General features: G+C 66.4%; 15 protein-coding genes and 1 pseudogene. 6 read left to right on the top strand and 10 right to left on the bottom strand.

The genetic code is table 11. From position 1 onward, the window contains the following. Positions 1-236: 236 nt before the first annotated feature. From V5F77_RS23490 to V5F77_RS23470, 5 genes are all read left to right on the top strand, one after another. A complete protein-coding gene (locus V5F77_RS23490; RefSeq protein WP_429007732.1) occupies positions 237-1,238 on the top strand; it encodes a PstS family phosphate ABC transporter substrate-binding protein in 1,002 nt (333 codons plus the stop codon). A gap of 153 nt (positions 1,239-1,391) precedes the next feature. Continuing rightward, a complete protein-coding gene (gene pstC / locus V5F77_RS23485) occupies positions 1,392-2,243 on the top strand; it encodes a phosphate ABC transporter permease subunit PstC (protein ID WP_429007731.1) in 852 nt (283 codons plus the stop codon). A gap of 10 nt (positions 2,244-2,253) precedes the next feature. Beyond that, positions 2,254-3,189, top strand: coding sequence for a phosphate ABC transporter permease PstA (gene pstA / locus V5F77_RS23480; protein WP_449317028.1), 936 nt, complete (start codon positions 2,254-2,256; stop codon positions 3,187-3,189). After that, positions 3,189-4,028 carry a phosphate ABC transporter ATP-binding protein PstB gene (pstB, locus tag V5F77_RS23475; RefSeq protein WP_449317027.1) on the top strand — a complete coding sequence of 280 codons (840 nt, stop codon included), beginning with the start codon at positions 3,189-3,191 and terminating at the stop codon, positions 4,026-4,028. The genes pstA and pstB overlap by 1 nt, the downstream gene beginning before the upstream one ends. Positions 4,029-4,293: 265 nt before the next feature. Continuing rightward, positions 4,294-5,049 (top strand): sulfite exporter TauE/SafE family protein, encoded by a 756-nt coding sequence (locus tag V5F77_RS23470; RefSeq protein ID WP_429007729.1) that lies wholly within the window; start codon positions 4,294-4,296, stop codon positions 5,047-5,049. A gap of 48 nt (positions 5,050-5,097) precedes the next feature. Here V5F77_RS23470 and V5F77_RS23465 read toward each other — a convergent pair whose 3' ends face one another. The 10 genes and pseudogenes from V5F77_RS23465 to V5F77_RS23420 form a co-directional block, all read right to left on the bottom strand. After that, on the bottom strand, positions 5,098-7,560 hold the full coding sequence (locus V5F77_RS23465) for an arsenate reductase (azurin) large subunit (protein WP_429007728.1): 2,463 nt from the start codon (positions 7,558-7,560) through the stop codon (positions 5,098-5,100). 11 nt (positions 7,561-7,571) lie between these two features. After that, complete coding sequence (locus V5F77_RS23460; RefSeq protein ID WP_429007727.1) at positions 7,572-8,093, bottom strand: arsenate reductase (azurin) small subunit; 522 nt, start codon at positions 8,091-8,093, stop codon at positions 7,572-7,574. Between the two features lie 171 nt (positions 8,094-8,264). Further along, a pseudogene (locus V5F77_RS23455) lies at positions 8,265-9,588 on the bottom strand (sigma-54-dependent transcriptional regulator). Then, on the bottom strand, positions 9,578-11,029 hold the full coding sequence (locus tag V5F77_RS23450) for an ATP-binding protein (RefSeq protein ID WP_429007726.1): 1,452 nt from the start codon (positions 11,027-11,029) through the stop codon (positions 9,578-9,580). Before V5F77_RS23450 ends, V5F77_RS23455 begins: the two are co-directional and overlap by 11 nt. Positions 11,030-11,034: 5 nt before the next feature. After that, positions 11,035-11,910, bottom strand: a complete 876-nt coding sequence (locus V5F77_RS23445) for a substrate-binding domain-containing protein (RefSeq protein WP_429007725.1) — start codon at positions 11,908-11,910, stop codon at positions 11,035-11,037. A 226-nt stretch (positions 11,911-12,136) separates the two neighbouring features. After that, positions 12,137-13,324: a thiolase family protein gene (locus tag V5F77_RS23440; protein WP_429007724.1), complete on the bottom strand. Its 1,188-nt coding sequence runs from the start codon at positions 13,322-13,324 to the stop codon at positions 12,137-12,139. 53 nt (positions 13,325-13,377) lie between these two features. Next, entirely contained in the window at positions 13,378-13,782 is a 405-nt protein-coding gene (locus tag V5F77_RS23435; protein ID WP_429007734.1) for an OsmC family protein, read from the bottom strand. Between the two features lie 7 nt (positions 13,783-13,789). Further along, entirely contained in the window at positions 13,790-14,026 is a 237-nt protein-coding gene (locus V5F77_RS23430; RefSeq protein WP_237354747.1) for a thioredoxin family protein, read from the bottom strand. Positions 14,027-14,061: 35 nt separating this feature from the next. Next, positions 14,062-15,126, bottom strand: coding sequence for a permease (locus V5F77_RS23425; RefSeq protein ID WP_429007723.1), 1,065 nt, complete (start codon positions 15,124-15,126; stop codon positions 14,062-14,064). Beyond that, positions 15,123-15,422 carry an ArsR/SmtB family transcription factor gene (locus V5F77_RS23420; protein WP_429007722.1) on the bottom strand — a complete coding sequence of 100 codons (300 nt, stop codon included), beginning with the start codon at positions 15,420-15,422 and terminating at the stop codon, positions 15,123-15,125. Before V5F77_RS23420 ends, V5F77_RS23425 begins: the two co-directional genes overlap by 4 nt. Positions 15,423-15,587: 165 nt before the next feature. On the opposite strand from V5F77_RS23420, the gene V5F77_RS23415 reads away from it, so the two are divergent. Next, a complete protein-coding gene (locus tag V5F77_RS23415) occupies positions 15,588-18,623 on the top strand; it encodes a cation-translocating P-type ATPase (protein WP_429007721.1) in 3,036 nt (1,011 codons plus the stop codon). The last annotated feature ends 17 nt before the right edge of the window (positions 18,624-18,640 follow it).

Below are 18,640 nucleotides of genomic sequence, written 5' to 3'. Positions count from 1 at the left end.
ACATAGTCCGCAACAAATCAGGGTTCGGCCTCGCTTCGCTGTGCAAATATCATGCAATTTGGTTGCTGCGTCGGAATGAATACGTTCGATATCGGCTGATAAAATCTCTGTTTATTCATATATGGCGATAGATATACACAAATTGTCATTAAATTGTTGCATGATTTGCTTAGAGTCCATGGGGCTAGGCGAGCTTCCGAGGCCCTAGCGGCACTGTCCAGGGAGACGGCATCCTCATGAAGATCATCACTCTCGCGAGCGCCCTTGCGCTGCTTGCCACCGGCGCAGCGCTCAACGGTGCGGCGGCCCAGGCTCTGATCCAGATTGATGGCTCGTCGACGGTTTTCCCCGTCACGGAAGCCATGGCGGAGGAGTTCCAGAAGGCCAACAAGGACATCAAGGTCACCGTCGGCATTTCGGGCACGGGCGGCGGCTTCAAGAAATTCTGCCGCGGCGAGACCGACATCTCGGACGCCTCGCGGCCGATCAGTTCTTCCGAGCAGAAAGCCTGCAAGGAGGCCGGCATCGAATATATCGAGCTGCCGGTGGCCCTTGATGCACTGACCGTGGTCATTCACCCGTCCAACACCTGGGCGGAGGAGCTGACCGTGGCGGACCTGAAGAAGATGTGGGAGCCTGAAGCCCAGGGCAAGATCACCAATTGGAAGCAGGTCCGTGGCAGCTTCCCGGATCGGCCGCTGGTACTCTACGGCGCGGGCGTCGATTCTGGCACCTACGACTATTTCACCGCGGCCACCGTGGGCAAGGAGCACTCCAGCCGCGGTGACTTCACCGCCTCCGAGGACGACAACGTGCTCGTGCAGGGCGTGGCCGGGGACCAGAACGCTCTCGGCTTCTTCGGCCTCGTCTATTACGAGGAGAATCAGGACAAGCTCAAGGCCGTGAAGATTAAGCTTAACGACAGCGCGCCCGCCGTGGCGCCCTCGGTGGAGAACGCCCGTTCTGGCAAATATCAGCCCCTCTCCCGTCCCATCTTCATCTATGTGAACAAGAAGGCGGCGGATACCCGTCCCGAGGTGGCGAAGTTCGTGGAATTCTATCAGAACCCCAAGAACGCGGCGGAGCTGGTCAAGGAAGTCGGCTACGTGCCGCTTCCCGAGGCGGCCCTGAAGGTGTTCCAGGAGCGCTTCAAGAAGCGCGAGATCGGCACCGGCTTCACCGGCTCCAAGGTCGGCGTGTCGGTCGAGGATCTCATCAAGGAAAAGCTCGTCTATTGACGTGAAATCTCGAGGGAGGTGCTCCGGCGCCTCCCTCCAATCGGGCGAGGGTTGGACGTGGTCGCACCGGTATCTCCAGACTTTAGAACGGGCCAATCGCGACTGACTGTCTCTGCGGCCTTCCTGGCGCGGCGCCGGGTGGTCGACCGCATCATGCGCGTCGTCCTTTTCCTCTGCGCGGCCCTCTCCGTCCTGGTCACGGCGGGCATCGTCTATGTCCTGCTGTCCGAGAGCGTGAAATTCTTTGCACAGGTGTCGATCATCGAGTTCCTGACCGACACCCAATGGACGCCGGTGTTTCAGGACAAACACTTTGGCATCATGACTCTGGTGTCCGGCACCCTAGTGAGTTCGCTCATCGCCCTTCTGGTCGCGATCCCTGCTGGAACCGTGCTCGCCATCTATCTCTCGGAATTCGCCCGGCCACGGGTACGCGAAATCATCAAGCCGTTCCTGGAACTCATCGCTGGCGTGCCCACGGTGGCATTCGGCTATTTCGCGCTCCTGTTCCTCACGCCCATCTTCCAGATCTTCATCCCGGGGCTCGCCGGCTTTAACCTGCTCGTGCCCGGCATCGTCATGGGCATCATGATCCTGCCCTACATCGTTTCCGTGAGCGAGGACGCCATGCGCGCGGTTCCCGCGGAACTGAGGGAGGGCGCCTATGCACTCGGCTTCACACGGCTCCAGACGGCGACACGGGTGGTGATCCCCGGCGCCTTCTCCGGGGTGACGGCGGCCTACATCCTCGGCATGTCGCGGGCGGTGGGCGAGACTATGGTGGTGGCCATCGCCGCCGGCCAGCAGGCAAAGCTCGCGCTCAACCCACTGGAGGGCGCAGCCACCATCACCGCTTATATTGTCCAGATCAGCCTCGGCGACGTGCCGCACGGCTCGATTGCCTATCTCACCATCTTCGCGGCGGGCATGACGCTGTTCCTCATGACCTTCGCCTTCAACATCCTCGCCTTCTGGCTCCGCCAGAAATACCGCGAAGTCTATTGAGGGGATGGCCGTGAAGCCTCTCGCCGCTCAACCCTCCCGCCGCCTTTCCGATGCGGAAATCGTCGCTCGGGCGCATCGTTCCGACCGCAATTTCGCGATCCTGGGCCTCAGCGTGCTCGTCATCTCCATGATCGTGCTGCTGTCGCTCATCGTGGACTTCATGGTGGACGGGCTCGGGCGCATCGATCTTGATTTCCTGACGAGCTTTCCCTCCCGGCGCGCGGCGGACGCCGGCATCCTTTCGGCATGGGTCGGCACCACGCTGGTGATGCTGGTGACGACGGCGCTGGCGGTGCCGCTCGGCGTCGCGGCCGGCCTGTACCTTGAGGAATATGCGCCGCGGAACTGGATCACCCATCTCATCGAGATCAACGTCACCAATCTCGCGGGCGTGCCCTCCATCATCTATGGCCTGCTCGCCTTGGGCCTGTTCGTCCAGACCTTCGCCATGGGCCAGACCATCCTGGTGGCCGGCATGACGCTCGCGCTGCTCATCCTGCCCATCATCATCGTCGCCACCCGCGAGGCGGTGCGGTCCATCCCGCTTGAGATCCGCGAGGGCGCCTATGCGCTCGGCGCCGACAAATGGCAGACGGTGAGCGGCTACATCCTGCCCACCGCGCGTCCCGGCATCCTCACGGGCGCCATCGTCGGCATGTCGCGGGCCATCGGCGAGACCGCGCCCATCATCACCATCGGCGCGCTCACCTTCATCGCCTTCCTGCCGCCACCGCCGGTTCAGGACACCTTTCCGTTCCTCAATTTCGATTGGCTCAACTCGCCGTTCACCGTGATGCCGATTCAGATGTTCAACTGGGTATCGCGTCCCCAGGCGGCGTTCCATGTGAACGCGGCCGCCACCGGCCTTATCCTGCTCGCCATGACACTGCTGATGAACGCGGTCGCCATCTGGCTGCGCTACAAGATCCGCCGGAGCATGCGCTGATGCTGCAGCCCGGCCTTTCGGAGAACGAGATGACCGCCGTGACCCCCGCATTGGACGCCGTGGCCAGCAAGGAGCCCGTACCCCTGCGCGCTTCCGTTCGCAACCTCAATTTCTTCTATGGCGACAACCAGGCGCTCAAGGGGGTGGAGCTTCCCATCGTCGAGGGCAAGGTCACCGCCCTCATCGGTCCGTCGGGCTGCGGAAAGTCCACGCTCCTGCGCTGCTTCAATCGCATGCACGATCTTTATCCGGGCAACCGGTACGAGGGCGAGATCATCCTCTATCCGGAGGGGATCAACATCGTGGCGCCGAACGTGGACCCCATGCTTGCGCGCCTGCGCATCGGCATGGTGTTCCAGAAGCCCAACCCGTTTCCGAAATCGGTCCATGAGAACGTGGCATCCGGCCTTTATATCCGAGGCATCCGGAACCGCTCGGAGGTGGAGGGGCGCGTGGAAGCCGCGCTGCGCCAGGCCGCCCTGTGGGACGAGGTGAAGGACCGCTTACAGGAATCCGCCTATGGATTGTCCGGCGGCCAGCAGCAGCGCCTGTGCATCGCCCGCACGCTCGCCCCAGATCCGGAGCTCATCCTGCTCGACGAACCCACCTCGGCCCTCGACCCCATCGCCACGGCGAAGATCGAGGAATTGATGGACGAATTGCGCGGCGCCTACACCATCGTGATCGTCACCCACAACATGCAGCAGGCGGCACGCATCTCGGATTTCACCGCCTTCATGCATCTCGGCCATATGGTGGAATACGACGTGGCCAGCCGCATCTTCACCAACCCGACCGAGGAGCGCACGCGCTCCTACGTCACCGGCCGATACGGCTGAGGCGTCCGGGGGCTCAGGGAACGCCGGAAACCGGCACTCACGTATCGATTGCATCGCCGCCGCCAGGATGCGCATATACGCAGCGTTTGATGCACAAGACGAAGCGATCAGCTGCAAGATTTTCGTTTGGTTTTGCCTTCATATCCTTATCGTGCGCGGCACCGGCCAGGGTGCGCGCTCATGCTGGGAATTGAACCCTGCCTCGCCAATCCAATACGCTGCCGCCCGAGCCTGCCGATGCCCGCTATGCGCAGGACCATGCCCCGTGATCGGTGCCGGCTTTCGCCGCGGGGGCGGTCTCATCGGTCTCGGCGGCGCGGAGTTCCGTCTGCCGCTGCTGATCGGCCCCTTTCGTTTCCAAGCGCTCGAAGCCGTCATCCTCAACAAGGCCATGAGCCTGGTCGTCGTCGCCAGCGCGTTGCCGTTCCGGGAGGCGACGGTTCCGTTCGGTGCGATCGCGGACAACTGGCCGATCATTCTCAATCTGCTGGCGGGCAGCCTGCTCGGCGCCTGGCTCGGCGCGGGCTGGGCCACCCGGCTCAGCTCCCGCACCCTCTACCGGGTGCTGGCCGCATTGCTGGTGCTGATCGCCGTCGCACTGCTGTTCGGCCACGGGTCGACAGCGGCGTCCGCGCTGCTCTCGGGGCCTTGGCTGATCATCGCCGGCGTCGCGGCGGGTTTCGCCATCGGTGTCGTCGCCTCGCTGATGGGCGTGGCCGGCGGTGAGCTGCTGATCCCGACGCTGGTGCTTCTCTTCGGCGCGGACATCAAGCTCGCCGGCAGCCTGTCGTTGGCGGTGAGCCTGCCCACGATGATCGTCGGCTTCACCCGCTACAGCCGCGACAGCGCCTTTGCGGTCCTTGCGCGGAACAAGGCCTTCGTCGCCGTGATGGCGGTGGGCTCCATCGTGGGCGCCTTTATCGGCGGACATCTCCTCGGCCTTGTTCCCGAGCAGATATTGCTTCCGGTCCTGGCCCTGATCCTCGTCGCCTCGTCGGTGAAAGTGTGGCGCCACGGATAGGGGTGCGGTCTCGGCCGGCGCCAGGGCGCCGGCCGATGGAGTCCGCCGTCAGGCGGGATATTCCTTCGACTTGAAGGTCAGATGCCGCACGCCTTCAGGCGCGTCGGAGATCTTGCGGATGTTGCCCCACGTCTGCTTGTAGTTGGGGATGATGTCCTCGTTCACCCCGGCGGACACCACGTTGCCCTGCACGCCGGTTGGAAAGCCGAACAGCATGAAGGTCTCCTTCCGCTTCGCCGTGGGTGTGGGATAGGCCATGGCCTGGGTCGAGCCGTTCTCGTTGTAGACTTCCACGAGATCCCCGCTTTTCAGGCCGAGTTCGCCCATGTCCTGGGGGTTCATCTCGATGAAAGGATAGGGCCAGCGGTCCATCACCAATTCGTTCTCGACGTCCAGATAGGCGCTCTGCCAGACGAGGTTCGCCCGCCCGTTATTGATGAGGAAGGCGAATTTATCCTTCTCCGCCTGCTTGCCGGGGGCCTGGAGCCCGCGCCATTTGGTTTCGGCGAACACCGCCTTGCCATCGGGCTTGTTGAACTTGCCATCGGCAAACAGCCGCTTGGTGCCGACGATCTTGCCATCTGCGAAGGCCGTGGCGGGCTCCTGGAAGCCATTGGTGCCCATGGTCCGCAGGCGATCATAGGTCACGAACGTGCCGCCCTTTTCATTCTTGGCGTAGCCGTCCATGAAGGCGTCTTCTTCGGTCTTCCAATCGAAGCCCTTGAATTTGTCCGCCACCTCTGTCTTCCCCATGGAACGGAACACCCGCTCCATGTGATTGGCGATCCGTGCGGCGATGAGGCAATCAGGCATGGCCTGGCCCGGCGGGTCCATGTAGCGTTCGGTGAGGCGCATGCGCCGCTCGCCGTTCATGGAGGTCAGGTTCATCTCGCCGGAGGTGGCGGCGGGCAGCATCACATGGGCCGCCGCGCCGATATGGGTCGGCACGATGTCCACATCGACGCTGAACAGCCCGCCTTTGCGGATGGCGCCCATGATGGCGGCCACCATGGCGTCGCGGTCGCCATAGGGAACCCCATTCATCGCGTCCTTCACGAGGTCCGTGCGAGTCTTGTACGCACGTTTGAAGGCCATGGCGTTCAGCGTGGTCTTGTAATGATCGCAGCCCCAAATGTGGTGCACGCCGCCCTTGCCCTCGATCAGCAGCTTGTCCACATAGGCCGCCGGCCGGCCCACATGGGCGTCGGACGGGCGGCAATAGCCCTCCTGGTGGCCGCCCATGCGCACGCAGCCGCCGCCCGGACGGCCGATATTGCCGGTGGCGAGGGCGAGATTTACCAGCGCCTGATTGGTGCGGTAATTGTCATTGCCCCAGATGAGGCCTTTCTCGTAGGCGAACATGGCGCGCCGGCGTGCCCCGCCGGCCTTGGGCTCGGCGATCCAGGTGGCGGCCTTGACGATGTCCGCTTCGCTGAGGCCGGTGGCGCGGGCCGCTTCCGCCACGCTGACCTTGTTCGCGGCCAGGGCCTTGTCGAAGTCCTTCGTGGAGGCCGCGATGAAACCCTTGTCGATCCACCCCTTGTCCGCCGCGTAGGTGAGCCAGGCATTGAACAGGATCAGGTCGGTTCCCGAATTCAGCGCGAGATGGAGCACGTTCTCCTTGCCTGCCTCCATCTCGCAGGCATTCACCGTCACGGTGCGGCGCGGATCGACGATGACGATACGCGCTTTGGCCACCGGTTCGCTGCCAAACTCCGCCCTTTTCTTGTCTAGGGAGGTTCCGCGCAGGTTGGGCACCCAGTGGTTCAGGAAATAGTTGGTCTGGGTTTCCAGCGCGTTGGTGCCCACCGCCACCAAGGTGTCGGCGAGCTCCGCGTCCTCGTAGCAATTGTTGAGCTCGCCCACCCCCATGTCGCGGGAGCCGTGGACCTCCGAATTGTAGGCCGGGCGATTGTGGATGCGGATGTTCTTGACCTTCATGGCGCCGAAATAGAGCTTTCCGGTGCCCCAGGTGTTCTCGTATCCACCGCCCGCGCCGCCGTGATCGAAGGCGGACACGAACAGGCCGTCCTCGCCCTGTTCCGCGATCACCGCGGCGGTCACCCGGGCGACGAGGTCGAGGGCGTCATCCCAGCTCGTGGGCTGGAGCTGTCCGTAGCGCCAGACCTGGGGATCGGTGAGGCGCTGGAGCTGGGTGTTGCGTTGGCGCGAATAGCTCATCTCCGCGATCCGGGCGCCACGCACGGAGCCGAGGCCGGAATTCACCACGCACGCCTTGTCGGGCTTGATGACGATATGCACGTCCCGCCCGTTCTGCCTGACGATGTTGTACATGGACGGCGCATACCAAGCCGCAGTCTCCGCCGGCTGCTGCCGGGAGAGATCGACGCTGAAGGCGTTCTCGCCCGGCGCCGTGCCGCCCTCGTATCGCGCGTCCCAGCTATAGGCCTTGTAGCCGCAACCAACGATACAATAGTGGCAGACGACATTGTGGACGGTCGCATTGGCCGGGATGATGGGCAATTGCCCGATCTGGCGCTTGTAAGCCATGTTGTCCTCCCTCAGAGCACGTTGGAGAGGCGGCCGTAGAGCAGCTCATCCACGCCTTCGGCATAGATGTCGCCCTTCGCATCCACACGCAGCGCGTATTGCGGCAGGTTCTGCGTCGCCTGGCCCCAGATCTGCTGGCCGCCCTTCTCGCAATCGAAGCGCGAATAATGGCCAGGGCAGTTCAGTGTCTTGTCTGTCGTGCTGTATGAAAGGGGAAATCCCTTGTGCGGGCAGACGGTGGTGAAGCCGACGATGTCGCCGGCGGGTCCGGCGCCTCCGGGCACGCGTGTCCCGAGCTTCAGCAGGACGCCCGGCGCATCGTCATCGGGATAGGCCACGTCCAGTGGCTCATTCACTTTCAAGTCCTTCACATTTGCGAGGCGGTTCGCCGGATACCTCACCAGGGCGACCGCAGGTGCCGCCTTGGCTTGGGCCGGCAGAACGGTGGCGACGGCGGCGCCTGCGGTCGCGAGGCCGGCGCCGGTCAGGAAGCTGCGGCGGCCGGCATCGACGAGGCTGGGACATCTTTTCATGGAAGCTCCTCCCAGAGCGTATTGGTCCTTTCGGACGCAAGACGTCCTGCAGAATCTGCGCCATGAGGAACTGAGCAGAGAATTCAATGGTTTAACGACCGAGCCGAGACGGGCACGTCCGCCATCCCGAACATGCTGCGGCGCCGTCTGTCCGGAAGTCCGAACGCGTTGTCAGCCCTCGCTGCCGAGGCCGAGGCCGAGGCGGCGCATCTTTTCCCACAGGGTGGTGCGCCCCACGCCGAGGAGCCGGGCCGCGGCGGAAAGCTCGCCTCCGGTGGCGGACAGCGCCCGAAGGATGTGACGCTTCTCCGCCTCCTGGCGCGCGGACTCCAGCGAGCCGATGCGCGCACCTGTGGCCGCACCTTCGTCCATGAGCTCGGGAAAGAGATCCCCCGGCATCAGCCAGGGGCCCAAGGCGAGAGCGACCGCACGCTCCATCCGGTTGCGCAATTCCCGCACGTTGCCGGGCCAGGAATGCTGGAGTGCGACCTCCTCGGCAAGGGCGCTGATCCCCTTCAGGTTGGTCTCGGCGCCCGCACTATATTCCGTAAAGAACCGCTCCATGAGCCAGGGAATGTCCTCCGGGCGCTCCCGCAGAGAGGGCAGGCGAATGCTGACCGCGTTGATACGGTAAAGGAGATCCTCGCGGAATTGTCGGCCGACAACGCGCTGCGCCAGATCGGCATTGGTGGCCGTCACGATGCGCCCGCCGAAGGTGATTTCCCGCTCCCCGCCGACCCGTTGGAATGCTCGGCTCTCGATCAGCCGCAGGAGCTTGGCCTGCAATTCCGGACGCAATTCCCCGATCTCGTCGAGAAACAGCGTGCCGGCGCCGGCGCGCTCCACATAGCCGAGATGGCGTTGCGTGGCGCCGGTGAAGGCGCCTCGCTCGTGGCCGAACAGCTCGCTTTCCATGAGCTCGGCGGGAATGGCGGCGCAATTGACCGCGACGAAGGGCGAGGCCGCGAGCCGCGACTGCGCATGGATGAAGCGGGCGGCCACATCCTTACCCGTCCCCGTCTCCCCCGTGATGAGCACGTTGGAGGACAGAAGCGCCACCCGGCCCAGCAGAGTCTCAACCTGTCGGATGGCGGGCGAGACGCCCAATGTGCCGGCTTCTGGGCCGCCGCGCGGTGCCAGCAGGTCCCCGAGCCTTACCAGGAAGTCATCCATCTCGAAGGGCTTGGTGAGGTAGTCCGCCGCACCGCATCAGGCGCACCGCCTGGTCGATGTCGCCATGGCCGGTCACGAACAGGAAAGGTGGCGTCCGGGGCACGTGCGCCGCCTCCCGGAACACGGCTTCTCCATCGAGATCCGGAAGGCGGATGTCGCAGATGATGGCCTCGAAGCGGAACTTCCGGATATCCGCCACCGCCGCGCGGCCGGTCCGCCACCAATGCACCGTCATTCCTTCCAGGCCGAGCCGTTGGGCGAGGCTCTCACCCATGATGGGATCGTCCTCCACGAGGCCGATGACGGGCGGCTCATGCGACATGGGCCAGTTCCGCCGCGAGACCGAAGGGGAAGTGGAGGCGGATGCGGGTGCCGCCGGATGCAGGCCGCTCGACCTCCGCCGAGGCGCCGAGGTCGTCCAGGATGCGCCGGGTGGTCCACAAGCCGAGCCCGCCGCCCCACGGTGGACCACCCGCTTCCCCGCCGGCCGCAAGAAGGCGCGCCGCAGGCTCCGGCAGGCCGCTGCCGTGATCCGACACGACCACGCGCAGGGCCGCAGGTGCGAGTGATGCATCCACCGCCACCTCGCTTCCCGGCGGGGCTGTGGAGACCGCATTCAGCAGCAGGTTCAATACGGCTTGGCGTACCGGGGTGCTGGGCAGAGGAAGCGACACGTCGACGGGGCTAGAGAACCTCAGATCGACGCCCTTCCGGCGCGCCGCCGGGGCCACCAGTAGCCGTAGGTCCTCGAAATCGGCCATGGCGAGGGGCCTCGGCGCCTGCTCGGGCCGATACAGAGCGAGGGTGGTGCGCACCACGTCGCGGATGCCGACGAGGCCCCGTTCGAGAAGGCCGAGGGACGATTTGCGGACCGCCGCATGGTGTCCATGGGTCTTCAGCGTCGCCAGCGCGTTGAAGAGGCCGCCCAGCGGGTTGTTGATCTCATGGGCGAGGGCGGAGGCGAGCCGCCCGAGGCTGCCGAGCCGATGCTCGTCTGCCAGTTGGCGGGCGAGGTCCTCCCGCTCGTACATGGACCGGACCAGCGCATTATAGGCCACGAACAGGCGGGCGAACTCCGCGCCGTTGCGCGCGACCGCCTCGGGGGGCACCAGCGTGGCCCGCCCTTCGCTCGCGGCGCCCAGATAGCGCGAGAGCGTGCGCACCGGCGCCATCATGCGGGCGACGAGCAGCCAGCCGGCCACGGCGAGCAGGAGCGTCACCATTCCGTTCGTAGCCATGAGCGCGACGACGACGTCGCGTCGCTCCAAGGCAAGATGGCTGGTGTCGAAGGTGGCGTGAATGATCCCGACGATGCGTCCAGGATAGAAGAGCACGTGCGTTGCGGTGGCGGATTGGGCGCCCGCCTCGAAGCTGAAATCCCGACCGGCTCCGAGCGGAGCAAGATCAGACGGGAGACGCACCCCAACGGGGAAACGGTGGGGATCGGACGCCGCGATGACGAGGCCCTCCGCGTCGGTGATCACGGCGCTCAACGGATGCAGGCTCCTGTTGAGGTCTTGTGCCCGCATGATGGCGTCATAGACTTCCCAGACATCGTCTCTCAGGATCGCGGGCGCGACCGCAGAGGAGAGGCTGTCCAGATAGGTCTGCGCCAAAGCGCGCAACTGGCGCTCCTGCGTCTCCCCCAGCCGGCTCAGCACGCGTTCGGAGAGTGCAAGCCCAACCAGCACCATGAGCGCCGCAACCGCCAGGGGCACCTTGAGGGTGACGGGCCACTGGCGGGGGTCGAGGCGCGCGATCATGGGCGTCACCCGGTGCCCGCAACGAGCGCCGCCTTTGCGGCGATGGGGTCGAAGAGGCTCGCCTCCTGCGGTACGAACCCGTCGAGCCGCAGCATGGCGAGCACCGCCTGGCCGTCCTCGTCCCCGTTCATGCGCGAAAACGCCTCCGTCAGCGCGGCGAGCGCCTGCGGGTCGGCCGGATGGCGCGGGGCCGCGATGGGCGGGAAGCCGAGCCATTCGGACCGGCGAAGGATGGCGACCTGCGACGTCAGTTCCGGCTCGATCTCCCGCATCACCTCCAGGACGTAGCCGTCCACGGAGCCGGATTGGGCAAGGCCCGAGGCCACGGCACGGATCACGTTGCGATGGCCATAAGTGAAGAAGGTGCGGGCGAAGAAGGACGGCGGCTTCAGGCCGTGCTCCGCAAGAAGCGCGCGGGTGACGAGGAAGCCGGAATTGGAATCGGGATCCGAGAAGGCGTGGATATCGCCCTTGAGATCCTGGAAGTCACGCGCGTTACGGTCCCGGTCGACGATGAGGCAAGACTGATAGAGCGGCTGCCCGCGCCACAGTGGAACCGCGACCAGCTGGAGCGCGTCGCGATGGGCCACAAACGGATAGCCGCAGATCCACGCGGCATCGAGCTGGCCCGATACGAGCAGCGCGGTGATCTCCTGGTAGGTCCGCCGGCTGACGAGCTCGACCGGGAATCCGGTGGCCCGCCGCAGGTAGATCTGAAGCCGGCCGAGCAGTTCGAGATCGGAGGTCAGAAAGACGGGTGTCAGGCCGAAGCGGATGGTGCCGGCCGATGCGCGTGCCACCGGGGGCACGAGCATTGTACCGACCATGGAAGCAGCGGCTGCAAGGACCGCCCTGCGGTCGATGCGCAAACTGACGCCCATCCGCTTGGGCCTCCTGCTTTGTAATTCTTCTTAAATCGAAGAATAGCGCGGATGGTTGGGAACGCAACGCACGTCAGTGTTGGCGTGAGAAACGACGATTTGGGCCGCGCCTTCGGGGAGGCCAGTTCTTGTGCCGCGGAACCGGCTGGCGGCACGATGACCGCTTTTAATGGCGCGCGCGGGATTGCGGCCAAAGCCGGTGGCCCGCGCGCGCATCACCCGTCAGTCAGGGCAGAGTTTCGATGGCGAGCGCGATGCCCTGGCCGCCGCCGATGCACAGGGTAACGATGCCACGCCTCAATCCGTCGCGCCGCATCGAATGGATGAGCCGCGTGGTCAGGATCGCCCCGCTCGCGCCGATGGGATGGCCATGGGCGATGGCCCCGCCTTCCACATTGACGATCTCTTCGGCAAGGCCGAGCTCGCGGGTGACTGCGAGGGCGATCGCCGCGAAGGCCTCGTTGATTTCCACCCGCTCAACGTCCGCTATCGTCCAGCCCGCACGCCCCAGCGCCTGGCGTACCGCCGGCACCGGACCGATGCCGAACATGCCCGGCTCCACCGCGCCGACGCCGAATGCGACGAGCCGCGCCAGCGGCTCAAGGCCGTTCACCGCGGCGAAATCGCGTTCAGCGAGGATCATCGCCGCGGCACCGGTATTGAGCCCGGGCGCGTTTCCGGCGGTGATGGTGCCGTCCTTGCGGAAAGCCGGCTTCAGCTTGGCAAGGGATTCGATCGTAGTGTCCGGCCGATTGTGCTCGTCGCGGGCGAAGATCTCCGGCCCCTTGCGGCCCTTGATCTCCACGCCGACGATCTCGGCATCGAATTTTCCGGCGGCCTGCGCCTGGGAAAAGCGCTGTTGAGAGCGTGCCGCCCAACGGTCCTGATCCTCGCGGGAGACGCCATACTTCGTCACGAGATCTTCAGTGTGCCAACCGGAATGCTCGCCAGAGAAGGCGTCGTTCAGGCCATCGCGCAACATGGAATCGTAGATCTGCGCATCGCCCATGCGATAGCCCCAGCGCCCGCCGCTCATGAGGTAGGGCGCGGCATCCATGTTCTCCATGCCGCCGGCGATCGCCGCATCGGCGAAGCCCAGCCAGATCTCCTGGGCGACCGAGGCAACCGCCTGGGCGCCGGAGCCGCAGACCCGGTTCACTGTCATGGCGGGAACCTCGACCGGCACACCGCCATGGACGGCCGCCTGGCGGGCGGGGTTCATCTTGTTGCCGGCCTGGACCACATTGCCCATGATCAGGCTCGATAGCTTGGTTGCATCAAGGCCCGAGCGACGGAGCGTCTCGCGCACGACCGTCGCACCCAGCTCGGTCGCGGGAACCGCCTTCAAAGCGCCGTTGTAAGTGCCGATCGCCGTGCGCACCGGCGCGCAGATGACCGCGTCTCGTTTTGTCATGGACTTAGCCTTTCATGGATAACGACAGATCGCGCGCAGCGCCTTGATGCGCCTCACGCCTTCCTTCGGATCGTCCCGTCCAACCGGGTCGCTTCCGCCACAGTGTTCGAAATCGTGCCGTACTTGCGGACGTTGGTGTGGAGCAAAGCCAGGCGCTGCTCCGTCTCGTCCGTATCAACGATCAATTCGTAATCCACCGAGACGATCTTCGGCGGCGCGTCCTGCCGAACGGCATGGAGCGTGACATCCACCCCGCGCAACTCGAAATTCAGCATCGGGGTCACCCGCTCGATGCCCTTGATCATGCATGCCGCGATAGCGGCGAGAAACAGTTCCGCCGGGTTGAACGCATCGGCGCGCCCGCCAATGTCAGTGTCGAGGGTGATCTCGGCCTCTTTCGTGCGGGCGAGGCTGCCGTGAGCGTCGATGCGCGCCGCGCGAACCTTGTATTCCAGCATGCGGCGCTCACGCCGCGAGCCAGCGGGCGACATCGTCCGGCTTCGGCAGACCACCCGCGTGCACAACCTTGCCGTCGATGACGATGCCGGGGGTCGAGGCGATGCCGTAGCCGGCGATCACCGCATAGTCGGTGACCTTCTCCACCGTCACGTCGAGCCCGAGCTTGGCCGCCTCGTCCCGCACCATCTGCGCCGTTGCCTCGCAGCGGGAGCAGCCGGGGCCGAGCACCTTCACGTCTTTCATGGTTTTTGCCTTTCTTGGCCTTCGCCTTTCTTGTTTCAAGAAAACAGCGCGTTGAACAGGAAACCCACGGCGAGGATGCCGGTACCGACCACGCCCACGAACACGGCGATCAGCTTCAGGCTCAGCACTTTGCGCAGGATGATCATTTCCGGCAGCGACAAGGCGATCACCGCCATCATGAAGGCGAGCACGGTGCCCAGCGCCGCCCCCTTGGCCAGCAGCGCCTCCACCACCGGGATGATGCCTGCGGCATTGGAATACATGGGAATGCCCAGCAGGACCGCGGCGGGAACCGACCACCACGCATCCCGCCCCATGATGGAGGCGAGAAGGTCTGCCGGCACGTAGCCGTGGATGAAGGCGCCCGCGGCGATGCCGGCGATGATCCACATCCAGACCTTGCCGACGATGTCGCGCACCGCGTCGAGGCCGGCCCTGATGCGATCCACCAGCGTCATGCCGTTTGGCGGCAGCTCGACCGGACTGGCGCGCACATTGCGCACCCAGTCTTCCAGCCAGCCTTCCAGATGCAGGCGGCCGATGACCCAGCCGGCGACGATGGCCACCGCAAGGCCGAAGGCCAGATAGGTGAGCGCCACCTTCCAGCCCACGAGCGCAAACAGCAGGCCCAGCGCCACCTCGTTCACCATGGGCGCGGCGATGAGAAAGGAGAAGGTGACGCCGAGGGGGACGCCGGCGGAGACGAAGCCGACGAACAGCGGCACCGCCGAGCAGGAGCAGAAGGGCGTGACGATGCCGAGGCCGGCCGCCGCGATATTGCCGAGCCCCTCGCGCTTTCCGGCGAGCAGCGCGCGGGTGCGCTCGGCGGAGAAGAAGCTGCGCACCACGCCCATGGCGAACACCACCAGCGTCAGCAGCATCAGCACCTTGGGCGTGTCGTAGATGAAGAACGCGACCGCCTCGGCAAGATGGCTGCCGGGCTCCACCGGCAGGCGGGCCACCAGCCATTGGGAGAACGGCGCGAGCTGGGCATAGACCACGAACCACAGGGCGATCGCTGCGACCGTCACCGCCGCCCAAGTCAGAGGCGATGCACCTTCGGGCGGCTTGCGCCCGGTCAATGACAGGTCGGCGCTCATGCGGCTCTCCTGTTCGATGACGCGTCCAGGCTGGTGAGGACAGCATCGACGATAGCGGCCTGCTCGGCCGACAATTCGGGATTGCGACGGTAGCGCACCCATTGGGCATCCCGCCGATCCACCACCACGCCGGCCTGCCTGAGCACCGCCATATGGCGCGACATGCGGGACTGGGTGACGCCGAGGACGCGCACGAGCTCGCAGACGCAATGCTCGCGCCCGTCCCACAGCAGGCGGACCGCCGCGAGGCGGGTGGGTTCGGCCAGGGCCGACAGGAGGGTGAGGGCAGACTGCATGCGATCCCTTTTAGCTTCATGCGCATATGCGTGCAAGCGCATTTTATTTTCTAGCCATGCCATCGCACGGGCGCCGTGCACCTTCTCCCCATCGTCCTGATCTGCCCACGGCCTGTGACCGCGCGCAGTCAATGTGGTGTCACGACTAGGCGCGAAAAAGGCCCCATGGTACAAAAGCCTGACGCCCCGATGCACCAGCCGATCCGCTGCCTCGTCCGCCACCATGTGCCAGGCCGCACGCGCCTCGGCATCCTGGGGCCGTGGCCGGTCCGCTGGGACGGCATCTCGGGCGCGCTCGCGGAGGCGGGCATCATCCTCGCCCGCGCCGAGCCTTTGACCGGCGGCATTCTCCTGCGCCATCCGCCGGCCATCGGCGCCGACGCGCTGACGCGCGCCCTCACGGCGCTCCTGGAGGGGCGGCCGCTTCCCGCGGAGCTCGATCCGGCCCCGGCGCCGGATGCCGTGCCCGCCCCCCGCTCGGCCCTGCCCGCGAAGGCGCGCATCGTCGCCCGCGCGGGCCAGACCTGCGGCGCGCCCAATGCCCAGGCCATGAGCGATCCGGACCTCGATCAGGTCTTCCTGCTGGAGGCCCCGCAGGTCCTGGCCCGCTTCGGCACCTCGCCGGACGGGCTCACCGAGGACGCGGCGGAGCAGATCCGCGCCCGGCTCGGCGCTAATGTGATGCCCCAGCCCGCGGGCCGCTCCCGCCGCGAAATGCTGCTGGAGCAGGTCACCAACCTGCCGGTGGGGCTGCTCGCGGGCTCGGCGGCCCTTTCCTTCGCCACCGGCGGCGTGTTCGATGCGGTGGTCACCCTTACGGTCATCGCGGTGAATGCCGGCATCGGGTTCGCCACGGAGAATTCCACCGAGAACCTCATCCGCCGGCTGTCCCGTCCGGTCGAGCATCCGGTCGCGGCGCTGCGGGCTGGCACGCCCGTCACCTTGGCGTCCCGCGAGGTGGTGGTGGGCGACGTGGTGCTGCTGTCCCCCGGAACCGTGGTGCCGGCGGATGCGCGCCTCATCACGTCCAACCTCCTGTCGGTGGACGAATCGGCGCTCACCGGCGAGAGCCTGCCCGTGGAGAAGACGGCGAGCCCCCTTCCCGCCTTGCCCAAGGCTGTGGCGGAGCGGCACAATCTCGTCCATGCGGGGACGGTGGTCACGGGCGGCGACGGCCTCGCCGTCGTGGTGCGCACGGGAACACAGAGCGAGGCGGCGCGCACCCGCACGCTCATCGGCGACACCCGCCCGCCACGCCCGGTCACCGAGGAGAAGCTCGCGGCCTTGTCGAGCAAGCTCGCCATCGGCTGCCTCGGCGCCTCGGGCGTCCTGCTCTCGGTGAGCCTGGCGCGCGGCGAGCCCTTCATCGCGGCGGTGCGCAGCGCCATCGCGCTGGCCGTGGCCGCCATTCCCGAGGGCCTGCCGGCGGTGGCCACCACCACGCTCGCCCTGGGCGCCAAGGCGATGGAGAAGGACCGGGCGTTCGTGCGCTCCTTGCCCGCCATCGAGGCCATCGGCGCCGTCGATACCATCTGCCTCGACAAGACCGGCACCCTCACCAGGAACGACATGGCGGTGGTGCGGGTGCTGGCTGGCGACACCCGGCGCGACGTCACTCCCGGCGATCCGGTGGAGATCGACGCCGAAGGGGATGTCCGTGCGGTGTCGGAGGCGGTGGCCCTGTGCAGCGAGGCGGAACTCGACCCGCGCTCGGGCTCTGCCACCGAATTGGCGCTTCTGGACTTCGCCGCCGCCTCGGGCTGCGACGTGAGCGGCCTGCGCGCGACCCTGCCCTTGCACGCGCTGCGCAACCGCGACCATCGCCACCGCTTCATGGTGAGCGAGCATGACGGCGGCGGGGACGGCGCGCGCCTGTTCGTCAAAGGCTCGCCGGAGGACGTCATCGCCCGGTGCATCGCCGAGCGCGTTGCGGGCGCGGATCGGCCTTTGACCGATGAGCGCCGCGCCGCGCTTCTGGCCGAGAACGATCGCTTCGCGGGCGAGGGCCTGCGCGTGCTCGCCGCCGCCGCGGGGCGCGGCAGCCTCGGCGAGACGTCGCCCCACGATCTGACCTTTCTCGGCCTCGCAGGCCTCGCCGACCCCATCAAGCGGGAGGCGGCGGAGGCCATCGACCTGTTCCACAAGGCCGGCATCCGCACCATCATGATGACCGGCGACCAGCAGGGCACCGCCCTTGCGGTGGCGCACGAATTGGCCTTGTCGCGCACCGGCGTCCTGCGCATGTCGTCGGGGCCGGAGATCGCCCATCTCGACGCCGACGCCCTCGGCGAATTGGCGCTGGGCACCTCGGTGTTCGCGCGGGTGAGCCCGGCCGACAAGCTGCGCATCGTCGAGGCGCTCCAGGCCAAGGGCCGGCGCGTCGCCATGCTGGGCGACGGCGTCAATGACGGGCCGGCCCTGCGCGCCGCCTCGGTGGGCGTCGCGGTGGGTGAGAAGGCGACCTCGGTGGCGCGGGAGGTGGCCGCCCTGGTGCTCGCCGAGGACGATCTGCGCGAGCTTGCAAAAGCCATCGCCCGCGGGCGCTCCACCCAGGACAATGTGCGCAACTCCATCCGCTTCTTCTTCTCCACCAACCTCTCCGAGATCCTGGTGATGCTGGTGGAGACCCTGCACGGGCGCGGCGAGGGCGAAACGCCCATGGAATTGTTCTGGCTCAACCTCGTCACCGACATCCTGCCCGCTTTGGGCCTGGCGCTGGCCGAGCCGCGCGGCGATGTCATGGCGCGCCCGCCCATGGACCACCGCGCGCCCTTGTTCGACCGCACCGAATTGGCGAGCATTCTGGCGGACGGGGGTGCCATTTCGGCCGCAGCGCTGGCCGGGCATTTCATCTCCCTGGCGCAGTCGGGCGCAGGCCCGCGCACCCGCACGGTGACCTTCACCACCCTGGCGCTGGCCCAGATCGCCAATGCCTGGGTGCTGCGCGACCGCTCGCCGGACGCGGGCGAGGCGCTGCTCGTCTCCGAGCGGCGGCTGGAGAGCACGCTCGCGGGGGCCATGGGCCTGCTGGTCCTGCCCTTCCTCACGCCCGGCCTGCGCCGGCTTCTGGGGGTGGCGCCCGCCACCTGGGGCGATCTTGCTCTGTCGACGGCGCTGGCGGGCGGCGCGTTTGCCGTGTGCGAAGGCCGGCGCATCGTGCGTTTCAGCCCTTTGCCCCATCCCGCGCCGGCGCGGAATTGAGGGGCGGCGTTCTCAAG

Source organism: Roseixanthobacter psychrophilus (assembly GCF_043195195.1).
Lineage (GTDB): Bacteria > Pseudomonadota > Alphaproteobacteria > Rhizobiales > Xanthobacteraceae > NCEH01.
The sequence above is the reverse complement of the archived record's forward strand: the minus strand, read 5'-3'. Positions and strand labels throughout refer to the sequence as shown.